This window comes from Natroniella acetigena, assembly GCF_023227745.1.
GTDB lineage: Bacteria > Bacillota > Halanaerobiia > Halobacteroidales > Halobacteroidaceae > Natroniella > Natroniella acetigena.
In genome coordinates, this window is record NZ_JALKBX010000007.1 from 47188 (window position 1) to 70875 (window position 23688).

The 23688-nt window shown below is 34.2% G+C and carries 22 protein-coding genes; 18 read left to right on the forward strand and 4 right to left on the reverse strand.

All coding sequences use genetic code 11. From position 1 onward, the window contains the following. Window positions 1-18: 18 nt before the first annotated feature. Window positions 19-408: a hypothetical protein gene (locus MWH25_RS03140; RefSeq protein ID WP_248625704.1), complete on the forward strand. Its 390-nt coding sequence runs from the start codon at window positions 19-21 to the stop codon at window positions 406-408. A 23-nt stretch (window positions 409-431) separates the two neighbouring features. On the opposite strand, the gene MWH25_RS03145 is transcribed toward MWH25_RS03140, so the two are convergent. Next, a complete protein-coding gene (locus MWH25_RS03145) occupies window positions 432-836 on the reverse strand; it encodes a hypothetical protein (protein WP_248625706.1) in 405 nt (134 codons plus the stop codon). Between the two features lie 255 nt (window positions 837-1091). Between MWH25_RS03145 and MWH25_RS03150 the strand changes: the two genes are divergently transcribed. After that, the gene (locus tag MWH25_RS03150; protein WP_248625708.1) at window positions 1092-2699 is read left to right on the forward strand and encodes a DUF3794 and LysM peptidoglycan-binding domain-containing protein; all 1608 of its coding nucleotides are present in this window, start codon (window positions 1092-1094) and stop codon (window positions 2697-2699) included. 301 nt (window positions 2700-3000) lie between these two features. On the opposite strand, the gene MWH25_RS03155 is transcribed toward MWH25_RS03150, so the two are convergent. Further along, on the reverse strand, window positions 3001-4674 hold the full coding sequence (locus tag MWH25_RS03155) for a ribonuclease J (RefSeq protein WP_248625710.1): 1674 nt from the start codon (window positions 4672-4674) through the stop codon (window positions 3001-3003). A gap of 121 nt (window positions 4675-4795) precedes the next feature. Further along, window positions 4796-5311: a L,D-transpeptidase family protein gene (locus MWH25_RS03160; RefSeq protein ID WP_248625712.1), complete on the reverse strand. Its 516-nt coding sequence runs from the start codon at window positions 5309-5311 to the stop codon at window positions 4796-4798. A gap of 307 nt (window positions 5312-5618) precedes the next feature. Between MWH25_RS03160 and MWH25_RS03165 the strand changes: the two genes are divergently transcribed. The 10 genes from MWH25_RS03165 to MWH25_RS03210 all read left to right on the forward strand — a co-directional run bounded on the left by MWH25_RS03165 (window position 5619) and on the right by MWH25_RS03210 (window position 15948). Continuing rightward, entirely contained in the window at window positions 5619-6848 is a 1230-nt protein-coding gene (locus MWH25_RS03165) for a hypothetical protein (RefSeq protein ID WP_248625714.1), read from the forward strand. Window positions 6849-7047: 199 nt separating this feature from the next. After that, a complete protein-coding gene (gene ispE / locus MWH25_RS03170) occupies window positions 7048-7929 on the forward strand; it encodes a 4-(cytidine 5'-diphospho)-2-C-methyl-D-erythritol kinase (protein WP_248625716.1) in 882 nt (293 codons plus the stop codon). A gap of 12 nt (window positions 7930-7941) precedes the next feature. Further along, the gene (locus MWH25_RS03175; RefSeq protein WP_248625719.1) at window positions 7942-8718 is read left to right on the forward strand and encodes a nucleotidyltransferase family protein; all 777 of its coding nucleotides are present in this window, start codon (window positions 7942-7944) and stop codon (window positions 8716-8718) included. Window positions 8719-8806: 88 nt separating this feature from the next. Next, entirely contained in the window at window positions 8807-9631 is an 825-nt protein-coding gene (purR, locus tag MWH25_RS03180) for a pur operon repressor (protein WP_248625721.1), read from the forward strand. 26 nt (window positions 9632-9657) lie between these two features. Next, entirely contained in the window at window positions 9658-10086 is a 429-nt protein-coding gene (locus MWH25_RS03185) for a MerR family transcriptional regulator (protein ID WP_248625723.1), read from the forward strand. A 129-nt stretch (window positions 10087-10215) separates the two neighbouring features. Further along, window positions 10216-11763 carry an N-acyl-D-amino-acid deacylase family protein gene (locus MWH25_RS03190; RefSeq protein ID WP_248625725.1) on the forward strand — a complete coding sequence of 516 codons (1548 nt, stop codon included), beginning with the start codon at window positions 10216-10218 and terminating at the stop codon, window positions 11761-11763. A 189-nt stretch (window positions 11764-11952) separates the two neighbouring features. Next, window positions 11953-12807: a hypothetical protein gene (locus MWH25_RS03195; protein ID WP_248625727.1), complete on the forward strand. Its 855-nt coding sequence runs from the start codon at window positions 11953-11955 to the stop codon at window positions 12805-12807. Continuing rightward, a complete protein-coding gene (gene glmU / locus MWH25_RS03200) occupies window positions 12807-14147 on the forward strand; it encodes a bifunctional UDP-N-acetylglucosamine diphosphorylase/glucosamine-1-phosphate N-acetyltransferase GlmU (protein ID WP_248625729.1) in 1341 nt (446 codons plus the stop codon). Before MWH25_RS03195 ends, glmU begins: the two co-directional genes overlap by 1 nt. A 122-nt stretch (window positions 14148-14269) precedes the next feature. After that, entirely contained in the window at window positions 14270-15214 is a 945-nt protein-coding gene (locus tag MWH25_RS03205) for a ribose-phosphate diphosphokinase (protein ID WP_248625731.1), read from the forward strand. A gap of 71 nt (window positions 15215-15285) precedes the next feature. Beyond that, complete coding sequence (locus MWH25_RS03210) at window positions 15286-15948, forward strand: 50S ribosomal protein L25 (protein WP_248625733.1); 663 nt, start codon at window positions 15286-15288, stop codon at window positions 15946-15948. A 174-nt stretch (window positions 15949-16122) separates the two neighbouring features. On the opposite strand, the gene MWH25_RS03215 is transcribed toward MWH25_RS03210, so the two are convergent. After that, complete coding sequence (locus MWH25_RS03215) at window positions 16123-16275, reverse strand: ribbon-helix-helix domain-containing protein (protein ID WP_015327352.1); 153 nt, start codon at window positions 16273-16275, stop codon at window positions 16123-16125. 93 nt (window positions 16276-16368) lie between these two features. On the opposite strand from MWH25_RS03215, the gene tnpB reads away from it, so the two are divergent. The 6 genes from tnpB to spoVT all read left to right on the forward strand — a co-directional run bounded on the left by tnpB (window position 16369) and on the right by spoVT (window position 23407). Beyond that, on the forward strand, window positions 16369-17481 hold the full coding sequence (tnpB, locus tag MWH25_RS03220; RefSeq protein ID WP_248625735.1) for an IS200/IS605 family element RNA-guided endonuclease TnpB: 1113 nt from the start codon (window positions 16369-16371) through the stop codon (window positions 17479-17481). 107 nt (window positions 17482-17588) lie between these two features. After that, window positions 17589-18143, forward strand: a complete 555-nt coding sequence (gene pth, locus MWH25_RS03225; protein ID WP_248625737.1) for an aminoacyl-tRNA hydrolase — start codon at window positions 17589-17591, stop codon at window positions 18141-18143. 404 nt (window positions 18144-18547) lie between these two features. After that, a complete protein-coding gene (locus tag MWH25_RS03230) occupies window positions 18548-18925 on the forward strand; it encodes a hypothetical protein (protein ID WP_248625739.1) in 378 nt (125 codons plus the stop codon). Further along, window positions 18916-19137 (forward strand): anti-sigma-F factor Fin, encoded by a 222-nt coding sequence (locus MWH25_RS03235; RefSeq protein WP_248625741.1) that lies wholly within the window; start codon window positions 18916-18918, stop codon window positions 19135-19137. Before MWH25_RS03230 ends, MWH25_RS03235 begins: the two co-directional genes overlap by 10 nt. A 69-nt stretch (window positions 19138-19206) precedes the next feature. Continuing rightward, window positions 19207-22698 carry a transcription-repair coupling factor gene (gene mfd / locus MWH25_RS03240; RefSeq protein WP_248625743.1) on the forward strand — a complete coding sequence of 1164 codons (3492 nt, stop codon included), beginning with the start codon at window positions 19207-19209 and terminating at the stop codon, window positions 22696-22698. A gap of 151 nt (window positions 22699-22849) precedes the next feature. Continuing rightward, window positions 22850-23407 carry a stage V sporulation protein T gene (gene spoVT / locus MWH25_RS03245; protein ID WP_248625745.1) on the forward strand — a complete coding sequence of 186 codons (558 nt, stop codon included), beginning with the start codon at window positions 22850-22852 and terminating at the stop codon, window positions 23405-23407. Window positions 23408-23688: the final 281 nt, after the last annotated feature.

Genomic DNA, 23688 nt, shown 5'->3' on the forward strand with positions numbered 1-23688 from the left:
AGATTAAGGAGGGTTATAATGAAGGTCTTGAAAAAAAGTAATTCAGTAGCTCCAAGAAACTTAACTGTTAGTAATAAAAGTGATATTGAATGTGGTTATTTATTTGAGATGAGTAGAGAACAGATTCCAGGCTATCTATCGGTTAAAATCGATAATTATGACTTGGAAGCAGATGAGCTAAAATTCTTTGGAGTTTCTAAAAAGGGAGCACCAGTATCTGGGGTAGGAGTTTCTGCTTCAAAGCTAGATAACAAGGAGCAAGAAGAGGTTATTGCTTTATTTAATATTGAGAAATTAGTTCAAAGTGGACAGTTTACTGAAGATACAGTAGAAGGCGTAATTACATTAGGCAATCAAGAATTAGGTAGAGATGAGATTAATACTAACCCTGAGATTTATCTAGGATAAGATTGAGATATCAATTGAGCTATTTAGCTCAATTGATATCTTTCATTTAATACTTTTGTACCTTCTGCTAAAAAGAGGTTAAAGATGATAGTGTCTTTATAAAAGTATTGTTTAGGGATAGTAAATAAGTGATAGCTATCTTCATTCAGCTCAATAATTGTTTGGGCATGGTAAGCACGGTAAAATATTTCCTTAACCCTACCATTAAGAAATAATAAAAGTAGTTGATTGGTAAATTTTAAGCCTTTAGGATAACTGATATTATACATGTTTAATTTTTTTTGAGCTTGCTGCTGATTATCAAAAATAAATAATCGATGTCTATAATTATTGGCCCAACCTGTATTAAATTCTCTGGTTCGTACTGTCAAAGGGATATATTGGACTAAAGGATAAGGTAAGATATGATCAGGATAATTCGATGGCATTAAACTCCCTCCTTTTTTGATTATTCACAATGGACAATGCACAATTAAAACACTAATTTTTATTCTGGCTGTTTTTAAATGGATTACTTAAACTAAGACTTAACTTTAGACTAAGTCTTATATAATATACTTATGCAAAGAGTAGGAAAATGATTATCCAATAATTGTAAAAAGAAAGTTGTGCACATTTTAAATTTGGTTGCATATATTATATATGAAAGCTAGACTAGTTAGCTAACAGAAAGGAGGAAGATAATGGCAATTAATTTTAAAGAGGAAATGGTCAGGGTAGAATATGTAATTGGTGAAGATACAGTTAGAGAGTCAATTACCAGGGAGGTACAGATCCCTGTTGATCAGAAACCAGATATAGAGCGAATTTTAGAAGTTGATACTTCGCTCAGAACTGTTACAACAGAAGCAGAAGATGGAGGAGTTATTTTAGAAGGGGTAATTGATGTAGGGGTAATTTATGTTGCAGATGTTCCTGAAGAGGATCCTCAGCAGCCCGTCCATTATTTTGAGGGAACTATTGAATTTACTAATTTTATAGATATTCCAGAAGCAGAAGAGGGAATGGCTGCTTTCGGTGATGCTAATATTATTCGAGCCAGTTATGATTTTGTTGATGAACGAACAGTAGAGGTTACTGTTGTAATTAGAAAGTTTGCTAAGGTGACTGATTATCGCCAGATTACTATTATTACTGATGTGAAGGGGATTAAGGAAGAGTTAATTGAGAGGGAATTATTACGAATAGAAAATGTGATTGCTGAAGAGCTAGAACAGATAATTGTCAGAGGAACGATTGATGTTCCCCCTGAGAAACCGTCGGTGGAGAGAGTATTAAAAGTTGATGTCGATTTAGTAGATGAAGTTGAAGTTGATATAACTGAAGACGGGGTTATTATCGACGGAACCTTTGAAGGTGGTATTGTCTATGTTTCCACAGAAGAAGATCAATCGGTTCACTTTGCTGAGGGAGTAATTGAGTTTTCTGAAGTTGTTGATCTACCTGGTGTCAGCCCTGATATGTCGGCCTTTGTGGATGTTATTTTGAAGCGTTTTGATTTTAGGTTACGGAATGAAGGTACTGTAGTAGAAGTAGAAGCTTTGATTGAAATCTTTGTTAAGGTAACTGAACCACGACAGATTAAGGTTATAACGGATGTCTTAAGTGATAAGGTAGAAATAGAAGAGGAGTTACTTAGGGTAGAAGAAGTAGTTGGAGAAGATACAGTTACCGATACAGTTACTGAGCAACTGATTGTTCCAAATGGTAAGCCCGATATAGAACGGGTTCTAGAAGCAAATGCTCAGCTACGTGATCCAACCGGTCGAGTAGAAGATGGAGGAGTTGCTATTGAAGCAATAATTCAAGGGAAGGTCTTGTATGTAGCAGATTTAGAGGACCAACCTGTTCATTTCTTCAAGGATGATTTCGACTTTACTAATTTTGTTGGTATACCTGGAGCCGAAGTTGGAATGTCCAGTTATGTTGATGTTAGACTTAAGCGAGTTAGAGCTGCTCGTTTAGGGCCTAGAACAGTAGAGTTGACTGCTACCTTGCTTAAATTTGCTAAAGTAACTAACTTCAGACAACTTACGATTGTAACCGATATAGTAGTCGTTTCTCCAGTTGTGGATGAACCTGTTTGTGATAGACCATCCCGAGTTGTTTATGTAGTTCAACCTGGAGATACCTTATATAAGATAGCTAAGCGTTATAGAACGACAATAGCTGCGATTGTTGATGCCAATGATATTGTGAATCCTGATCAACTGCAGGTAGGTCAAAAGCTAGTCATTCCAAAGTGTATCATTGATGATCCTAAAGAACCGCCAAAGCCACCGTTGGGTTAAGATTTAGTTAAAAATAGAGAGTAATGCTAAGAATCAAGTAGAGGAGATCAAAGATCTCCCTTGCTTGATTTATTTTTTTTGTAGCTGTATTACAATATTGTGGCACTTTTGTGCCACAATATTGAGTTGACAGTTTACGGTTTACAGTTTACAGTTAAAATTCAAAACTAAAAAAAGTTCCTGAAAAGTTCTATGCCTACAAGTTTATATACTTTTTGATTTTAAGATGTTAATGTTCTTAACTGTCAACCGTCAACTGTTCACTGTCAACTGATATTAAGTGGCAAAGTGACACTTAATATCAATTGGTGCTTGGTACCTTCATAATCAGCGGCAAGATTATCGGAGAGCGTTTGGTCTGTTGATAAACATAAGCACTCAAAAACTCTCTAACCTTCTTTTTTAAGGTAGCGAGATGGGTTTTATCCTCTTGGTATGCTTTCTTAAAAATCTTTTTTAATTGAGACTTAACTTCAGTCAAAAACTTTTTGGAATTCTGGTAATAATTAAACCCTTTAGTAGTAATCTTAGGATCGAGCAATAGCTCACCTGATTGTTCAGAGATGGATAAAGCTATGATCATTAATCCATTTTCTGCTAGATTATTACGCTCAGTCAATAATTTTTGATCTAGATCACCAACTCCTCCTCCTTCAATATAGACTCTATCAGCAGGGACAGAATCCGAAGAAAAATAGGCTTCTTCAGAGTTGATATTTAACCTAGAGCCATTCTTAGTAATAAAGATCTGGTCATTAGGGATACCGACTTCTTGGGCCAACAGAGCATGATGATAGAGATGGCGATATTCGCCATGGACAGGAATAAAATATTCAGGTCTGATCAGATCAAGCATCATCTTTAACTCTTCTTGGTAAGCATGTCCTGAAGCATGAAGGCTTAAGTCTCTACCATAAATCACCTTGGCCCCTTGGGCAAAGAGTTGATTGATTGTACTACCGACTGCTATTTCATTACCTGGGATTGGAGTAGCAGATAAGATTACAGTATCACCAGGCTTGATCTTTACCTGCTTATGTTCCTTACGAGCAACCCTACTTAAAGCAGCCATTGGTTCACCCTGACTACCGGTCATCAATAGGACAAGTTCATCATCAGCAAAGTTACTGCTCTCTCGACTATTGATCAGTTGTTTCTCTGGTAGATCAAGGTAATCTAATTTTACAGCTAGTTTAGTATTTTCGTGCATACTCCGCCCCAAGAGGGCAATTTTCCGTCCAGTTTGGGTGGCTGCATCAATAATCTGTTGGATACGGTCGAGCTGTGAAGAGAAAGTACTGATTAAAATGCGACCCTTTACTGTAGAGAAGATGTCGTTAATAGTCTCTTGGACAGCTTTTTCTGACAGTGAATAACCTTGTTGTTCCGCATTGGTACTATCTGACAATAAAGCTAGAACACCTTCTGCACCTAGCTTAGTTAGACTATTAAAGTCGGTTGTTTCATTGATTGGACTATGATCAAATTTAAAATCTCCCGTATAAAGAATAGTTCCTAGTGGTGTTTTAATACTGATAGCTGCTGCCCCTGGAATGTTGTGAGTTAGCGTGATAAATTCAATTTGAAAGGGATCTAAATCTATTGTGTGACCTGGTTTGATAGTCTGTAACTGATCGGTTTTGTCAACATGGTTATCCTTTAGTTTCTTTTCGATCATCTTGGTAGTGAATTTGGTTCCATAGATTGGTAGATCAATCTCCTGTAGTAAGAAAGGAATCGAGCCGATATGGTCTTCATGAGCATGACTGATCAATGCAGCCTTGGCCCGTTCTTGATTTTCAATTAGATATGACATATTAGGGATTATTAAATCTACCCCTGGTGTTTGCTTGGTAGGAAACATAACCCCACAATCTAAGACCAGAATTTGATCATTGTATTCAACTAAGATCATATTATTTCCGATTTCTTCTCTTCCACCGAGTGGAATAATTGAAATCTCTTTTTGTTTCATCTTTGCTCACCTCTAGTTTATTATTTTCTTTAATTAGTTTTTCTATTATAGTAATTAGTAATTGGTGAAAACAATAACTGATATTAATTACACTTTAGACTTGGGGGTTATAATTGTTAAATTAATTTGGGATTTTGAGTCTTTGGCCCGGATAGATTAAATCCTGATTACTAAGATTATTCAATCGAACAAGTTCTTGGACAGTTGTATTGAACTTTTTAGCAATCTGATATAGACTATCACCTGGTTGAACAGTGTAGTAGGTCAAGTTGTTATCTGGATTATCTGGATTTCTTGTTTGCTGTTGTTTGATTTCAATTGGAGTACCAACTTTTACTTGGCTATAGAGGTACTCTGCATCATGATTATACATTCTAACACAGCCTAAAGAAGCAGCTGTACCAATTGAAGCTGGGTTATTGGTACCATGAATGCCATGCATCCGAGTGGTAAATTGCATCCAGCGAGTTCCTAAGGCAGGATTAGAAGGATTTTTAATTTTGTTAATGATTCTGTAGTTACCTGGAGGAGTCGGGGTAGCTGGTTTACCAATTGCAACAGGGAAACTATTAGTAACCTGATTGTCTTGAAGCAGATATAACTTACGTTCGTTTAAGATGATTAGAATTTTTGCCATCAAATCCCTCCTTTCTAAAAATCAATTGACAATTTACAATTGATAATTAACAGTTAAAAAACTTAAAAACAAAAACCTTTGTTTTTAGACTTTAAAAGCAATGTTATCAGCAGATAATTTTATTAATAAAATCTAGATTTTCATATTAATTATTAATCTTTTATCAGTGTTAATTTGTGTAGATTAGTGGCTACTCAATTTTAAATTTAGACTACTATATTTATATTCAAGTGGAATAAGAAAGGTTAAAATGCTAGAATACATTTCTAAATTTTGGATAAAATACTTTTGGAAGGAGGGAGGCAAGATGGATTTTGCCAGTAAGGTAATAATTAAAGCAGCAGATAAAAATGATGTTCCAGTGTTGGAGTTAGACAGAGGAGAAAACCTCTTTCAGTTAGGATATGGTAGGTATGCAAAGTTGACCCAGGGGTTGATTACGGAAGGGAACTCTTATTTAGCTGAAAGTTTAATTGGTGGTAAAGTCAGAGTAGAAAATTTATTAAGGCAACATGGATTTCCAGTTCATCAACAATTTAAAACAGATTCTAAGGAACTATTCGAGGAACAGATTAGAGATAGATATTATAATTTATTAGTAATCAATTCTAAAGTGGTAGCAGGGATCAAAAAAGAATCTGATTTAGCTGAAGATGATACTAAAAGAATAGATCTAACCAAGGTTCCATTACAAGATAGAGATTTAGCTATTAAGGTAACTGATTTTTTAGGAATGCAGATAGCTGAGATCGGCTTGCTAATAACAGAAAAAATGGAGCCAGTTATTATAGAAGTCAAACCTACTTCTAAGATTGACTTAAGTGATTATATTCAAGATAGTGAGCGAATTGGGCAGGAGATTATAGATTTGTTGGTCCCTGATCAGATTCCGATCTTTTCAATACTAGAACAGGATAAGCAGGACTTGACTATTGATTTTCTAACTACAATTTTACAGGAGTCAGGAATTGAAGCTAGCAAGTTAAAGCAAAATAAAGATGTAGCGAGCTTTAGTTTGGGAGTGAAGAGAATATTGAGTGATCGAGAGGTTGAAGTAGCAGTCTTTTCAAGGACTCTAACTGAGATTGAGCAGAATGGTTTAATCTATCAAGCAAGTGATCTTGTACTAATCAATGGAATAACAGAAGATTTAACGGTCGATTCTTTGTTGCTGACAGAAGTTAAAGAAGCAGGAACGATCATTTTAAATGCTGACGATAGTCAGTTAGTCAGGTTGATTGAGGAGTTAGAAGGGCAAGATTTATTATTTTGTAGTTTAGAGTCCGATAATTTGATTATTCAAAGAAGAATTGCTCAAGCTAAGCCAGTAGTTTATTTAACAGATAGAAATTTAGTTTTATTTGATGGAGAAGATGAATTACCTATTATAGCTAATCAAGGTTTTACAGATAATAAGATAATGTCAGCTCTATTTGCAATAGCTGCAGGTTATAGTTATGGATTACCCAGTTTTATGCTCCGAGCTGGATTAAAAAAGAGGATTAACAAGAGTATGGAGCCAACTACGTTATTTTAGATCAATTGACATCAGATCAATGGATAATTGACAGAATGTACAATTTATAATTATAAAAGCCTTAAAGTAGCTTGGTTTTAAGGGTTTAATTGTCAATTGTAAATTGTGAATTGTAAATTGATCATGCTAGGGCAGGAATTTAATTTTTAATGGTTAAATATTATAAATATAAGAACAATATAGTCAAGAGGTGAAGAAGATGTCCAACAAATTAGATCTAACTGCTAACGCTAAAATAAATTTAACATTAGATGTCTTAGCTAAAAGGGAAGATGGTTATCATGAGGTAGAGATGATTATGCAATCGGTTGATCTAGCTGATCGATTAAGATTTACGAAAGTGAAAGAGGGAATTGAGATTGAGGTAAATCATCCCCAAGTACCTACTAATCAGGATAATTTGATCTATCAAGCTGCTCAGATGCTGTTTACCGAATTTGATTTGAGTGGGGGGATTAAAGTTAAGGTTGATAAGCAGATTCCCGTAGCAGCTGGTTTAGCTGGAGGAAGTACTAATGCTGCTGCTACCTTAGTAGCTATTAATCGGTTATGGGACTTGGATTTATCGATGGCTGACTTAATACTCAGAGGGGCCAAGCTAGGAGCTGATGTACCTTTTTGTTTAGAAGGAGGTACCCAATTAGCGACTGGAATCGGTACTGAATTAGAGAAGCTAGCATCCAGTTTAGAGCTTTATTTAGTAATTGTTAATCCACCTTTGGAAGTCTCTACAGGTATGATTTATCAGAATTTCAAATTAAATCAGGTGACACGCCATCCTCAAACGGCAAAAGTTATAGCGGGATTAAGAGTGGGGGAAACTGATCTAATAATTGATAATTTAACGAATGTATTGGAGACTGTTACGTTAGATATCCATCCTGAAGTTGCAAAATTAAAGAGTAAAATGGAACAGTTGGCTGATAAAGCCTTGATGGCAGGTAGTGGACCTACAGTTTTAGGATTTGTGGCAGAGCAAGAGCGGGCAGAGCAAGCTAAGGCTGAATTAGAAGAAGAATTGAATGCTGATTATAAAATTATGGTAGCTAAAACAGTAAACCAGGCTATTCAATTTAATTAAGGAGGAAGTATGATGGGGCTAGATGCTATTGTGTTAGCAGGAGCTGTTAATAATGGGGAGTTAGCTGAGGTAAGTAAAGAAAATTATGAAGCATTAATTAGGGTTAATGAGCGACCGATGGTTGATTATGTAGTCAACACATTACAACAAGTAGAATTGATAGATAGAATAATTTTAGTGGGGCCTGTTGAGTTGGCCCAAGGTAACGTAGAATTAGGAGATAATGTAGAACTATTTACAACTAATCAGAATACACTATTAGAGAATATTAAGTTGGGATTAAGACAGACAGATAAGCCTTATAGTTTAGTTTTAAGCTCAGATATTCCACTAATTACAGTAGAGGCAATTGAGTCCTTTTTAGCCCAATGTGAAGCCGATCAAGCAGCCTTTTATTACCCAATTATTCCTCAAGAATCTAGTCAAATCTTCTTTTCTGATAATACCAGAACTTATTTCAAGTTAATGGAAGGGAGATTTACAGGAGGTAATATCTTTTTAGTAAATGGGCCAATCCTTTTGAGGCTAGAAAAGTTGTTAGCTAAGATTTTGACTTGGCGAAAGAAACCTTGGAAGTTAGCCTATTTATTAGGCTTTAAGTTTATTGTTAAACTATTGACGGGAAGGCTCTCGATAGAATTAATTGAAGAAGAGGTTGCTAAATTAATAGGCTATCAAGGTAAAGCAGTAATAGCTGATTATCCAGAAATTGGATTTGACATTGATCGCCCTGAGCATTTAGTCTTGGCTCGAGATTTTTACCAGGATTTGAGTTCAAATATTAACTGAAGTATTTACAAAGGAAGTAATCAATGATAAAATGAAGATTAACTTTTATTTAAAATAGAACGTTCGGAAGGAGTGTCATTATTTCAGAATGAAGATGCGGCGAAGTGAAAGAATTGTAGCTGTAACCAAAATTTTAGTTGAGGATCCGTATAAATTACTCTCTTTAAACTATTTTACTGAACGCTTTGATGCAGCAAAGTCAACTATCAGTGAAGATTTAGCAATAGTTAGAAGGGTTTTTGCGGCAGAGAAGATGGGTGAAATAGAAACAATTCCTGGTGCAGCAGGAGGAGTTAGATTTATTCCTAATAAAGGGATTAATGATATAAAAGATGTAGTTAATGAGTTATGTAATCAACTTTCCGATCCAGAACGGATTTTACCAGGTGGGTATCTTTATATGACAGATCTCATCTTTAATCCCAGTTTAATGAATGATGTTGGGAAAATTTTCATAACCAAATTTGCTGAATTAGAGGCTGAATATGTAATTACTATTGAGACCAAAGGGATTCCAATTGCTTTAATGGTTGCTAGGGCTTTAAATTTACCATTAGTTAATATCAGAAAAGATAGTATGGTTACGGAGGGTTCAGCAGTCAGTATCAATTATTTAACTGGCTCTTCTAGGAAGATAAAGACGATGTCTTTAGCTAGAAAAGCTTTACCAGAAGGTTCTAGAGTGATTATTATTGATGACTTTATGAAAGCTGGTGGAACAGCTAAGGGGATGCTAGATTTGATGGAGGAGTTTAAAGCTGATGTTTTGGGTATGGGAGTATTAGTTGAAACTATTACTCCTCAAGATAAATTGGTTGAAGACTATACTTCTTTAGTTGTACTAGAAGAGATAGATCAGCAGCAAGAAAAGATAGTTGTTAAGCCGAGTGATTGGGTCTTGGGTTTAGAATAATTTAAATTAAGGAGGAATAAATAATTATGGCTGATGTAGATTCGAGTACTCCTTTATATTCTATTGGTGTTGTAAAAGAGATGACTGGGTTAACTGGTAGACAGATTCGTTATTATGAAGAATCTGATTTGATTAAGCCTGCACGGACTGAAGGAAATCAAAGAATTTATTCTCAAGATGATATAGAGAGATTAAATGAAATTAAAGAATTATTAGATATAGGATTGAATATAGCAGGGGTTAAGGAAAAATTAGGAACAGTTACAGAAAAAGAAAAGAAAACAGAAAAAAAGGTTGAAAAAGAAGCTACTCCTATTTATAATAGTCGTCCCTTGACTAAATTTAGTCAAGGGCAGCGAGGGTTGACTTCATTATATCCTGTTTCTAACAGAGCCCAATTAATGGAGTTATTGGATCAAAGAAAGAAGGAACAAGAAAAAAAAGAAGAAGAGTAGGGTTTTATTTTTAATTAGAAAAGCATAAGGATATACTACCAGAATAGAAGGCTTCATAAAAACACTGGCTAGTGAAATGGTGGTTTATGAAGTTTTCTTATCTAATGAGGTGGTAATATATTTGACTTAGTGATAAAAGATGGTGTGGTGGTAGATGGAACTGGTCAACCAAGGTATCAGGCCGATATTGCTATCAAGCAGGATAAAATTGTTGATATAGGTAAATTTGATGATACTGCTGCTAAATATATCGATGCCGAAAATTTAATTGTAGCACCTGGGTTTATTGACATTCATTCCCATGGTGAATTATCAATCTTGGTCAATCCATCAGCCAGCAGTAAGATTTATCAAGGGATAACTACAGAAGTCACAGGAAATTGTGGTTCTTCGATAACTCCTCTTTCTGGAAGGATGGTAACTAAGGTTAAAGAACGCCTAGCTGATTATCAATTACCCTTAAAGTGGAAGACTACTCAAGATTATTTTGAGATTTTACGTCAGAATAAATCAGCTATAAATCTAGTTACCTTAATTGGGCATGGGTTATTACGCCAGACAGTTGTTGGTTATCAAAAGCGGGAAGCAACAGATATAGAGTTAGAGCGGATGAAGGTTATGTTGGCCCAGGCCTTAGAAGAAGGTGCTTATGGGTTATCGACCGGTTTGATTTATCCTCCCTCTAGCTATGCCTCAACAGAAGAGTTGATCGCTTTAGCTAAAGTAGTTGCTAATTATGATGGGATTTATACTACTCATCTGAGGAGTGAGGGGGATCAGTTAGTTGCAGCTGTAGAAGAAGCAATTATTATTGCTCAGCAAGCTAATGTTAAAGTTCAAATTTCTCATCATAAAGCAATTGGTCAGCAAAATTGGGGGAAAGTCAATCAGACTTTACAGTTAATTACTCAAGCTAGAGAGAGAGGATTAGATGTTAGTTGTGATTTTTATCCTTATTTAGCAACTTCAACAGGTCTGAGTGCTCTGCTACCAGAGTGGGTCTTTGGTGGTCAAAAAGAGGAAGTGATTGCTAGGATAAAAGAGAATCAGCAGCAGATTCTTAACTATTTAAACCAGGAACGAAGTAGGCAGGATGGTTGGGAGCAGATAATAATTGCTGAAGCTAAAAAGCATAAAGATTATGAAGGTTTAAACATGGATGAAGTCGCCAAAAAACTGAATCAACAACCAGCAGAAGTAGCTATAGAATTATTAATTACAGAGAACCTGTCCACCAGTATGATCAAATTTTCTGTGTCTGAAGCTGACTTGAGGCAGGTTTTACAAGCAGATTTTAGTATGGTAGGAACTGATGCTATCTCTAGAGTTAAAGATACAATCCTAGCTAATAGCCATTGTCATCCACGTACTTATGGTAGTTTTCCGAGGGTGATTGATAGATATGTTAGCTCTGCTCTTATCTCTTTAGAGAGAGCAATTAAGAAGATGACTTATTTACCAGCAAAGAAACTAGGTTTACAACGCGGCCTGATCAAGCCAGATTATTTTGCTGATTTAGTTGTTTTTGATCTGAAAAGAATTAAAGATTGTGCTACTTATAGTGACCCCCATCGCTATGCGGTAGGAGTTGAACACTTAGTAGTCAATGGAAGCTTGGTGCTCAAAGGTGGAAAGCAGCTATCAAATTTACCTGGTTATGTTCTGACCAATAATTAAGGGAGTTTTGGAATAAATTTATCTTTCTTCAGGAACAATAAACTTGACAGGGCATAGGCACTTTGTTATAATACCTATGATTAATCAGCAATTATAATTTATTAGCTGATGCAAGCTCTTATTTTGTCAATAACAATGGGGTAATTACTCCATTGTTTCTTTTATATTTTTAATAGAGAAGGGACAATTATGAAGATCTATTTAGATACTGATGAATTGTATCAAGCTGAACTCTATGAACACAAATTAGCCATTATTTTAGGGAGAGGTAAGAGATTAAAGCGGATGTTGAAAGCCTTTCCTACAGAAGATGAATTCAAACAGGCTTCAATAAAGCAAGTTTCTCGAGCATTAAAGATTAAAAATCCAAATTCTAAAATTTTATCTCAGCTAAAAAGATTAGATCAAACTTATCAACGTTTAATGACTCCTGAATTCAGTACTGCTTTAAGTAATAACCCTGAAGCTGAGACTGTAATGTGTGTTGATACTGAATATTTATGGAGTGACTTGGACTCGATTCAATATGCTATTAAATCTAGTTACGGATGGAAGCTAGGAATTCTATTTACCAATTCTGATTTAGCTCCAGCAATATCTGCTGTTGAGGGTATTGAAGTTGTAAAGGAGATAATTAGAGAGGTTGAACCAGATATCTTTGTGGGGCATAATTTTAATTGTGATATTACGGTGCTAGAGAAGGTATATGGCACTAAAATAAACCCCTTACATAACTATGACGACACAATGAAGATGGTCAGAAGAAGCCATGTTTCTAATATTATTGGAGGAGCAAGTTTAGATCGGATTATTGAAGAGATATTTTCCGATGATACAGTTGGTTTAATTAATGCTTATCAGAATTTAGATGACTTTGTTAATTATGGGTTGAAGGATGCTATTTACCCTATTTATGCACGAGAATATTTTATGACTGGAAAGATACCTCAGATTGACTCAAAGTTGGAGATAAATAAGGTTGTGCAGAGTGAGGTTAGGGATTTGATTGATTTCCAATTTATTCATTTAAGGAGGAAGCGTTAATGGCTAATTTAGCAACGATCACCTTAGCAGCAGGGAAAGGTACCAGAATGAAGTCCAGCCTGCCTAAGGTACTACATCAAGTAGCAGGTAATAGTATGGTCCAGCATGTTGTTGATACTGCTAGTCGGTTAGAACCGTTACATAATTTAGTGATAGTTGGTTATAAGGCTGAACAAGTTAAAGCTGAAACAGGTGGTGAGATTCAATTCGTCAAGCAGGAGCAGCAATTAGGAACTGGTCATGCTGTTATGCAGGCTAAAGATGATTTAGCTGATTTCGCAGGGGTTGTATTGGTCTTATATGGAGATACTCCCTTGTTAACCAGCGAAACTTTACAGCAGTTAATTAAGAAGCACAAAACTGAAGAAGCTGCTGCGACAATCTTGACAACTAAAGTAGATGATCCAACTGGGTATGGTAGAATTATTCGTGATCAATCAGATTATGTGACAAAGATTGTGGAAGAGAAGGATGCTACTGTTGAGGAAGCAAAGATTAATGAGATCAATACAGGTATCTGTTGTTTTGAAAGTGAGCTGCTATGGGATGCCTTAGCAAAATTAGATACTGATAATGCTCAAGGTGAATATTACTTGACAGATGTTCCTGAAATTTTAGTTGCTCAAGGTTATTCAGTTGGTGCTTTATCTATTTCAGATACCCAACAAACGATTGGAGTCAATACTCGTAAGCACCTAGCAGAAGCTGAGCAGATTTTAAGGCAGAGAATCTGTAATTACCATTTGGAAAATGGAGTTACTATTATTGATCCTGCCAATACTTATATAGGTGATGAAGTCAAAATTGGACAAGATAGTATTATTTATCCTTTTGCTTTTTTAGAAGGGAAAACAGAAGTGGGTAGCGAAGTAGTTATAGGTCCTCAAACTAGAATCAATGATTCAATTATTGGTAATCAAGTTGAAATTAATAGTTCAACTATTATTGGTAGTCAAGTTGGAGATAGAAGTAAGGTTGGCCCGTATGCTTACTTGCGTCCTGGAACCAAACTTGCTTCTGAAGTGAAAGTAGGCGATTTTGTTGAAGTTAAGAAGTCAGAAATAGCTAAAGGTACTAAAGTTCCTCATCTAAGCTATATTGGTGATGCTTTAATTGGACAGAATACTAATATTGGAGCTGGAACTATTACTGCTAATTATGATGGTCAACAAAAATATCGAACCGTTATTGGAGATGATGTATTTATTGGTAGTGATTCAACTTTGGTAGCTCCACTGAGAATAGGAGATAGAGCTATTACTGGAGCAGGACCAGTAGTTACTAAGGATGTTGAAGCAGATGATTTAGTATTAGGTGTACCGGCAGAGCCAAAAGAGTAAATTTCAATAAAGTAGTATATAAATTGAATTAATAGTTTGATTCAATCTAATTAACCAAGCTTTTTGAATTGAAAATTTAAATTCAGTTTATATAGATAATTAAATACAGGAGGTTTATAGTAATGTCCCCACGAGGAAATGACTTTAAAATTTTTGCTGGTAATGCAAATCCCGATTTAGCACAGAAAATATGTGATTATTTAAAAACAGACTTATTAAGCTCTGAAGTAAAGCGCTTCAGTGATGGAGAAATTGGAGTAGAAATTACAGAAAGTGTTAGAGGAGATGATGTATTTGTTATTCAGCCGACCTGTCCTCCAGTTAATGAAAATTTAATGGAATTATTAATTATGGTTGATGCTCTAAAAAGGGCTTCTGCTCGTGAGATTACAGCAGTTGTTCCTTATTATGGCTATGCTAGACAGGATCGCAAAGCCAAGCCTAGAGATCCAGTGACTGCTAAATTAATTGCTAATTTATTGACTCAAGCTGGAGCAGATAGAATGTTGGCAATAGATCTTCATGCACGCCAAATCCAAGGTTTTTTTGATATACCAGTTGATAATTTATTCGGAGCACCGATTTTAGCTGATTACTTTTTAGAAAAGGATTTAGATGATATTATTGTTGTAGCTCCAGATATTGGTGGAGTTAAGCGGGCTCGTGATTTTGCTGAAAAATTGAATACATCGATTGCTATTATTGATAAGCGAAGACCTGAAGCTAATGTGTCAGAAGTAATGAATATTATCGGTGATGTGCAAAATAAAAATGTAATTTTAGTAGATGATATGATCGATACAGCAGGAACAATTACTAATGCAGCTGCGGCTTTAAAAGAACAGGGAGCTAAAGATATCTTTGCTACTTGTACACACCCTTTATTTTCAGGGCCAGCAATAGATAGATTGAAAGGCTCTGCGATTAATGAGTTGGTTGTAACAGATACAATTCCTTTATCTAAAGAGAAAAACTTTGATCAGGTAACAGTTTTATCAGTAGCACCACTAATGGCTAAAGGAATTGAGAGAATTTATAATGATCAATCAGTAAGTGTTTTATTTTAATCTCTGTTAGTTGGACTTATAGTATGATATAATGTAATTTATGAGAAAATATTAAAAAGGAGAGGGTATTTATGGAACGTTTAGAACTTAACGCTGAGGTGAGAGAAGAAACTGGAAAAGGTACTGCTCGCCGTCTACGAAGAGAAGGTTTGATTCCTGGAGTTCTTTATGGACGAGACCGACAGCCAGTTAATTTAAAACTGAATTCGAAAAAGGTTGATCAACTAATTGGTGGAAATGTTATTTTGGATTTAGAACTAGATAATGATACTACTCAACCAGTAATGGTTAAAGAAGTACAACGGGATGTAATTAAAGGTGATCTATTACATATAGATCTCTATGAGATTAACTTAGATGAGACTGTTGAGATTGAAGTTCCTGTTGAATTAGTTGGTCCTGCTGCTGGAGAGAGAGAAGGCGGAATTTTAGAGCAGATTTTAAGAGAGCTTGAGGTTGAATGTTTACCAACAGATATTCCAGATACAATTGAAGCTGATGTTGCAGAATTAGAAGTTGGACAATCATTAAGTGTTGCAGAATTAGAAGTTAGTGATGAGGTTGAAATTTTAACTTCTGGTGATGAGACAATAGCTACAGTTGTTGTACCTACTGAGTTAGATCTAGAACCTGCTGATGCAGAAGAAGAAGAATTAGAAGAGCCAGAAGTTATTGGTGAAGAAGTTGAAGAAGATGAAGAAGATGAAGAAGATGAAGTTGGGGAAGAAGAGTAATCATAGTTAAGGGCCAAGGTGCAATCAAAATGGTTGCACCTTGGTTTTTATTTGCTTAGGCTTAAGTTTGGTTGTGATGGAAGTTAAAGTCCACCCGCAAACCACTGTGGCGGATTTATCGTAGCAAGGGTTTCCCTTGATAATGCCCTGTGGTAAGAGTGGACGGTCTTGACTTTATTCTTTATGCTTTTTAAGTAAATCCTTAATAGCCTCATCAAATAATTTAGATTTAGGTATTCTAGTTTCTTTAGAAAGATTATCTAATTTATCAATTAAATCTTTATCTAAAGTGGTAGTAATTCTCTTTCTAGTAGTTAAATCTGACATAATTAACACCTCCTAAACTAACTATAACACTTAAATATTAATATTTCAACTTATTTAAGCTTATGCTATAATATTAAGTGAGGAGGTGGAAATATGACAGTTAGAGAAAAGGCATACAGGTTTAGATTATGTCCTAATAAAGAACAAAGGATATTAATTAATAAATCAGTAGGGTGTGCAAGATATGTTTATAATCATTTCTTAGGTAAGGCTAAAGAAAATGAATACTTAACTTATACTAAATATTCTAAGCAATTAACTCAATTAAAGAAAGAATTAGAATGGTTAAAAGAGTCAGACAAGTTTGCTTTACAAAACGCACTTAAAGATTTAGATAGGGGATTTAAGAATTTTTTCAAGGGTAAATATGGATTTCCTAAGTTTAAATCCAAGAGAAACAGAAAAAACTCTTATCGTACTAATAAATTTACTAGAAAAAGTGGAACTACAAATATTGAAGTAAAAGATAACAAAATTAAGTTGCCTAAATTAGGCTGGATTAAGTTTAGAAAGCCTAAAAAGGTCAAAGGTAAGATATTAAATGTTACAGTAACTAAATCTAATACAGATAAATATTTTATCTCAATAGCAGTTAAAGAAGAAGTTGAAGAGTTGCCTAAAGTAGATAAGCAAATAGGAATAGACTTGGGATTAAAAGAGTTTGCTATTATGTCAGATGGTGAGAAAATAGCTAATCCTAGGGTATTAAAGAAATATGAGAAAAAGATTGCTAGATTAAACAGAAGTCTAGCTAGAAAAGAAAAAGGTTCTAATAATTGGTGTAAAGCTAAAAAGAAATTAGGTAAGGTTTATGAAAAAGTAGCTAATATTAGATTAGATTTCTTACACAAGGTTTCAACTAAGTTAATTGAAGAAAACCAATTCATAGCAGTTGAAACTTTAAAGGTGAAAAATATGCTTAAAAATTCTAAATTAGCTAAATCTATATCAGATGTTAGCTGGAGTAAGTTTATTGAATTATTAACTTATAAAGCTAAATGGTATGGAAGGAATTTAGTTAAGATAGATACTTTCTTTGCTAGTAGCCAATTATGTAATAACTGTGGCTACAAGAATGAGAAAGTTAAAGATTTAAGTGTTAGAAAGTGGGAATGTCCCAAATGTAAAGAGGTACATGGTAGGGATATTAATGCTAGTTTGAATATTTTAAATGAAGGATTAAAAATTAAGGCAAGCACTACTTAGGATTTTTACTGTCGGGCTGACAGGAAGTTACGCTTAGGAGATATGAGTAGCGATTACGCTCTCAGCCTAAGAATCCTCGTGTGCTTGCACCGAGGAGGGTCAATTAGTTGAAATTGATTGTTGGTTTAGGTAATCCAGGTTATAAATATCAATTTACTCGTCACAATGTAGGTTTTATGGTCTTGAACTTGTTAGCAGATGAGTATAATCTTAGCTTGAAGAGGGAAGAAAAGAAAGCTATAGTAGGTAATTTGAGAATAGGTTCAGAAAAAGTAATTTTAGTTAAACCACAAACTTTTATGAACCATAGTGGGCAAGTTGTTAGGCTTTTAGCAGATTATTATAAGATTGAACCTGAAGATATTTTAATTGTGTATGATGATCTTGATTTAGAGTTAGGTCGATTTAAGATTAAGCCTAAAGGTGGTCATGGTGGGCATAATGGAATTAAATCTATCTTTAATCACTTACAGACTAAAGAATTTCCTAGAATTAAGGTTGGAATTGGTCGACCTGAGCATGGTTCTATTGTTGATCATGTTTTGGGAGAGTTTACCCAGCAAGAAGAAAAAGAATTAGATTCTGTATTAGTAGCTGTCTGTGATGCTCTCAAACTCTTCCTAACAGAAGGTTTACAACAAGCTATGAATCAATATAATTAACTCATGCCCGCCAACTTATTATATAATTTTCCAAATAGCTTACTTTTTATTGATATATAGCTTAACTTCAATTTACAATGTACAATTGACAAAATTGACAATTAAAACCTTTAAATCTTATAACCAAAATCAATCAAAGCTTATTATCACAAGGTTTTTCAGAAAACTTAAGCTTTTAAGAACTTGATCTTTAATTGTAAATTGTACATTCCGTCAATTGTCAATTGTGAAGCTATATTGTAATTAAACTTCACTTCAAACCCTTATAATACCAAGAATTGTATCAAGTTAACGCGGATGATAATTAACTTTTAGAGTGAGTCTGAGATTTTTCTCAGGCTTTTTTGTATATTATGGACTAATTTAGGTGAGAATATTTAAAAGAAAATGGTTAGGAGTAAATGATGAATTCTCTATTAATAGCTATGGTGGTAGCTTTATTAGCTTTTATGATTAATCGGCAATTTGTAATTAAATTTGGCAATCAAACAATATTATATTTAATTCCACTAGTAGAAGAAGTATTGAAGAGTGGGGGTTTTTATTTGCTAGGTGGTAATTTAATATTGGTTCATTTAGGATTTGGAATAATTGAAGGGGTTTTTGATTATTTGGATAGTACTTTAGCAGCAATATTAGCTATTATAAGTCATTTATTATTTGGTTATTTAACTCTATTTATTCTAGAACAGACAGGACAGTTGTTATTAGGTATTGTAATTGTGGGGTTGGTTCATAGTTATTGGAATCACAAAATAGGGGGAATGATAGAATGGAACTGATCTATAAATGCCCTGAATGCCAAAAGATAATAGATTATTTAGAGGTGACTTCTTTAGATGAAGTTGAGCTAGGTTTTAATATCTTGACGGAGCGAGAGAAAGAGGATATAATTAAAAAAGAAGCTGATAGTATTTATGTTAATGTGACTTGTGATGAATGTGAAAAAGAATATGAATGGGATGAGTTAATTTACCGGCAACAGCTGCATTAAAAGAAAGTTAGTTAAAGGTCTTAGGTTAACCTAAGACCTTTTTTGGCATTGATAAAGGAGTAGATAGCTATGAAGGAAACCTTATTGAAAGTTTTAAATCAATCCTCTAAATTTAAGGAATTGGTTAAAAGTTATCAAGCAGGACAAGAAGGTCAAGTAATAGGAATAGATGAAAGTAGTCAGAATTTTTTATTGGCTAATTTAAAATTAAACTTAATCAATGATCTATTAATTATTACCCCAAATTTAAAACAAGCAGATCTGGTTTATGAGGATTTAGTACGGTTATTTTCTGAAGAAGAGGTGTTATTGTTTCCTCGGTATCAAATCTTTCCTCATGAATCATTAGAAATTGAACAAGATATCGTTCAGGAAAGATTAAAGGTCTTAAAAAGTCTAGTTAGCGATAAAAATAGAGTAATTATTGCTCCAATTCAAACTCTATTAGAAAAAATAATTACTCCTCAGGTTTACCAAAGGTATATGGTTGATTTGAAGTTAGGGGTTGAGATACACCTTGATCAATTAAGGAATAAATTGGTACAAATGGGTTATCAAAGTGTAGGAAGGGTAGAGCAGCCAGGTAATTTTAGTGTTAGAGGAGGGATTTTAGATATTTATCCTCTGACTGAGCAAGAACCGATTAGAATTGATCTTTTTGGTCAGCAAATTGAATCAATTCGCCAATTTGATCTGGTCAGTCAATCTTCCCAACAAGAATTAAATGAGGTTGAAATTGGCCCTGCAACTGAATTTATGTTACCACAAGAAGGGTTAAGTTTGGGCTGTGAGAAGATAAAAAATGATTTAAAGACTACTTTGAAAAAATTAGAATCAAAAACTGCTACTCAATTAAAAGAAAAAGTAACTAATGATCTAGAGCGAATAAATAAAGGGATTAAATTTCCCGAAATCAGACAATATTTAAACTATTTTTATCAACAAAGTTCTTTGTTAGATTATTTTACAGGACTGGTTACTTTGATTAATCCTCTTCAGATTAAAGAATCTGGAATTGACTTTTTAAAAGGGGTTAATCAAACTTATATTACTATGCTTGAACAAGGCAGTTTATTAGCAGGGTATCAAGATTTATTTATCGATTTCAATCAATTTTTTTATGATATCAAGCAACAGAAACTTTATCTTTCTCCAACCAAGAAGAAGGTTGATTATATTGAGACTGATTTTGAATTAGAAATCAGCTCTCGGAGATTACAGAGCTTTCAAGGTAAGCTTGATTTATTGATTGATCAGATTACTGAGCAGCTAAATAATGGCTATAAGATTGTAGTTGGGTTGACTAATTTGAAGAAGGCTCATAGGTTAAAAGAACGGCTAGTAGAAGATGATTTGCCAGCAATTGTAGTAGAAGAGATTACTGGGGAATTAAAAGCAGGTAATATAATTTTAACAACTTGTAATTTAAAGCATGGCTTTTTATTTTCAGAAGCAAAATTTGCTTTATATACTGAGAATGAATTATTTAAAGAACATAAGCGAAAGAGAAAGAGGACCAAAGCTTTTAACCAAGGAGTTGAGCTTTCTTCTTTTACTGAATTGAATCAAGGAGATTATGTAGTTCATGAAAACCATGGAATTGGTCATTATTTAGGCATTAAAACTTTAGAAGTGCAAGGGAAGAATAAGGATTACTTATTAATCTCTTATTCAGGTGATGATAAATTATATGTTCCGACTGATCAGGTTGATTTAATTCAAAAATATATTGGTATGGATGACAAAGAGCCTAAACTACATAAATTGGATGGAGATAATTGGAATAAAGTTAAGGCTCGGGTTAAAAAGTCTGTAGCTGAGATGGCCGAAGAATTATTGGAGTTATATGCTCAGCGAGAGCTAAAACAAGGTTATGCATTTAGTGAAGATACGGTTTGGCAACAAGAATTTGAGGCTAAATTTCCTTATCAAGAGACTCCAGATCAACTTAAAGCAATAGAAAAAGTTAAACAAGATATGGAGTCAATTCAACCAATGGACAGGTTGTTATGTGGGGATGTTGGTTATGGAAAGACTGAAGTTGCTATTAGAGCTATATTTAAAGTAGTTATAGACGGGAAACAGGCTGCTTTTCTAGTTCCAACGACTATTTTGGCCCAGCAGCATTGGAATAATTTACAAGAAAGGTTTGCCGATTATCCAATTGAAGTAGCAATGTTGAGTAGATTTAGAACTGTTACGGAACAGAAAAAAATTATTGAAGGGTTAAAAATCGGTACGATTGATGTAGTAATTGGAACCCATAGGTTATTATCGAATGATGTTAAATTTAAAGATTTAGGGTTGGTAGTGGTAGATGAGGAGCAAAGGTTTGGGGTTAGCCAAAAAGAAAGGTTAAAACAGTTGAAAAAGAGTATTGATGTTTTAACGATGACTGCTACCCCTATTCCTCGAACACTCCATATGTCTTTAGTAGGAGTTAGAGATATCAGTTTAATTGAGACTCCTCCTGAAAATAGATATCCAATTAGGACTTATGTACGGGAGTATGATCAAAATTTAATCAAGACTGCTCTTAGTAGAGAGTTAAATCGAGGTGGGCAGATCTATTTTGTTCATAATCGGGTGAAGGATATCAAAAAAATAGCTGCTAAAGTCAAAAGTTTAGTACCTGAAGCTGAAGTAGCAGTAGTTCATGGACAGATGAGTGAGTTGAAGTTAGAAAAATTAATGCTTGATTTTTTAGAAGGGGAATTTGATATTTTAGTCTGTACAACAATTATAGAAACTGGTTTAGATATTTCTAATGTCAATACAATTATTATTAATCGAGCAGATAAAATGGGCTTGTCTCAACTTTATCAATTGCGAGGAAGGGTAGGTAGAAGTAATCAGGTAGCTTATGCCTATTTATTATATGAACAGGATCAAATTTTATCGGAAATAGCTGAAAAAAGGTTAAAAGCAATTAAAGAGTTTACTAAGTTGGGTTCAGGGTTTAAGATTGCCATGCGTGATTTAGAGATTAGAGGAGCAGGTAATATTTTAGGGCCGGAACAACATGGTCATATTGAAGCAATTGGCTTTTCGTTATATTGTAAACTGTTAGAAAATGCTATTACTAACTTACAGACTGAAGGAGAAGAGAAAGAGGAAGAGATTGAATTAGAGCTTAAGGTAGATGCTTATCTTCCTGGAGATTATATTCCTGATTCTAAGCAGAAAATTGAAATTTATAAAAAAATTGATGCTTTAGAAACATACGAAGAATGTAATAAATTATCAGAAGAGCTAAAAGATAGATTTGGAGAATTGACACAGGAAGTAATAATTTTATTAGAATTAGCTAAAATTAAAATTATAGGTAACAAATTAGCAGTGGCTGAAATTAAAGAGAGAGCTGAATTAGTAACCTTGAAAATTTCCCAAAATCATTTATTAAACGGCAGACAGTTGCTAGATTTAAGCCAGAAATTTGTTGGCTTGAAATTTATTAATGCTACTCAACCTAAGATAGAAGTTAAAGTAGTAGGATTGACTGATCAACAAAAGGTAAAATTAATAATTAATATCTTAGAGTTCTTACTTGTAGAAGAATAGTTCTGACTACTCCTTTAACATTAGTTGGTATAATAAGAATAAAATTTTTGATCTAATTATATACTAATAGTGAAAGGGGTAGGAAATAAAATTTTAAGGAGGTGTCAATTGGTTAGTATTCAATTTAAAGTCAGATGCTAATCATTAAAAAATGAAAGCTACAGGTATAGTACGTCGTATAGATGATTTGGGGCGGGTTGTGATTCCTAAAGAGATTAGGAGAACGATGAGAATTAGAGAAGGTGAACCATTAGAGATCTTTGTTGATCGTGATGGTGAAGTTATCTTAAAAAAATATTCTCCAATTGGTGAATTAGGGGAATTTGCTCAAGAGTATGTTGATTCTCTTGCTGAAGTAACAGGTCATATTGCTTGTGTATTAGATCGTGATGCAATTGTAGCGGTAGCAGGTGCCCAAAAGAATAAATTTATTGATAAACCAACTAGTGGACTGACAGAAGGAGTAATGGAATCTGGAGAAACTAAAATAATTAATGAACCAAATGAAGTAGATGAAGAAATATTCTGTGAAGGAATTTATGATGAGGAGAGATTTACAGCTCAAGTTCTAACTCCAATCATGTCTCAAGGTGAAGCGATTGGGGTTGTTGTTTTAGTATCCCAGCAAGGTGGAACCGAGATGGGAGATTTAGAAGTTAAGTTAGCTACTACAGCAGCTGGATTTTTAGCTAAACAGATGGAAGATTAATTTTAGGTGAGCTAGCAATAGCTCACCTTTCCTTTTCTAGGATGTTTACTACTGAAGTCCGTTATATAAGTAAATTATTTTGTTTTTTCAATTATAAGGAAGAAAAAAGTGTAGCATATTGGTTATAATTTTGATATTATAATTAGAGGTCGTCCATATTAACTTAAGTTAAATTTTGCTAATATATAGTTTGAAAGTGGCGGGTTATTACAATAATGTGGCACTTTTGTGCCACATTATTGAGTTGACAGTGTACAGTGAACAGTTTACAGTTAAGATCA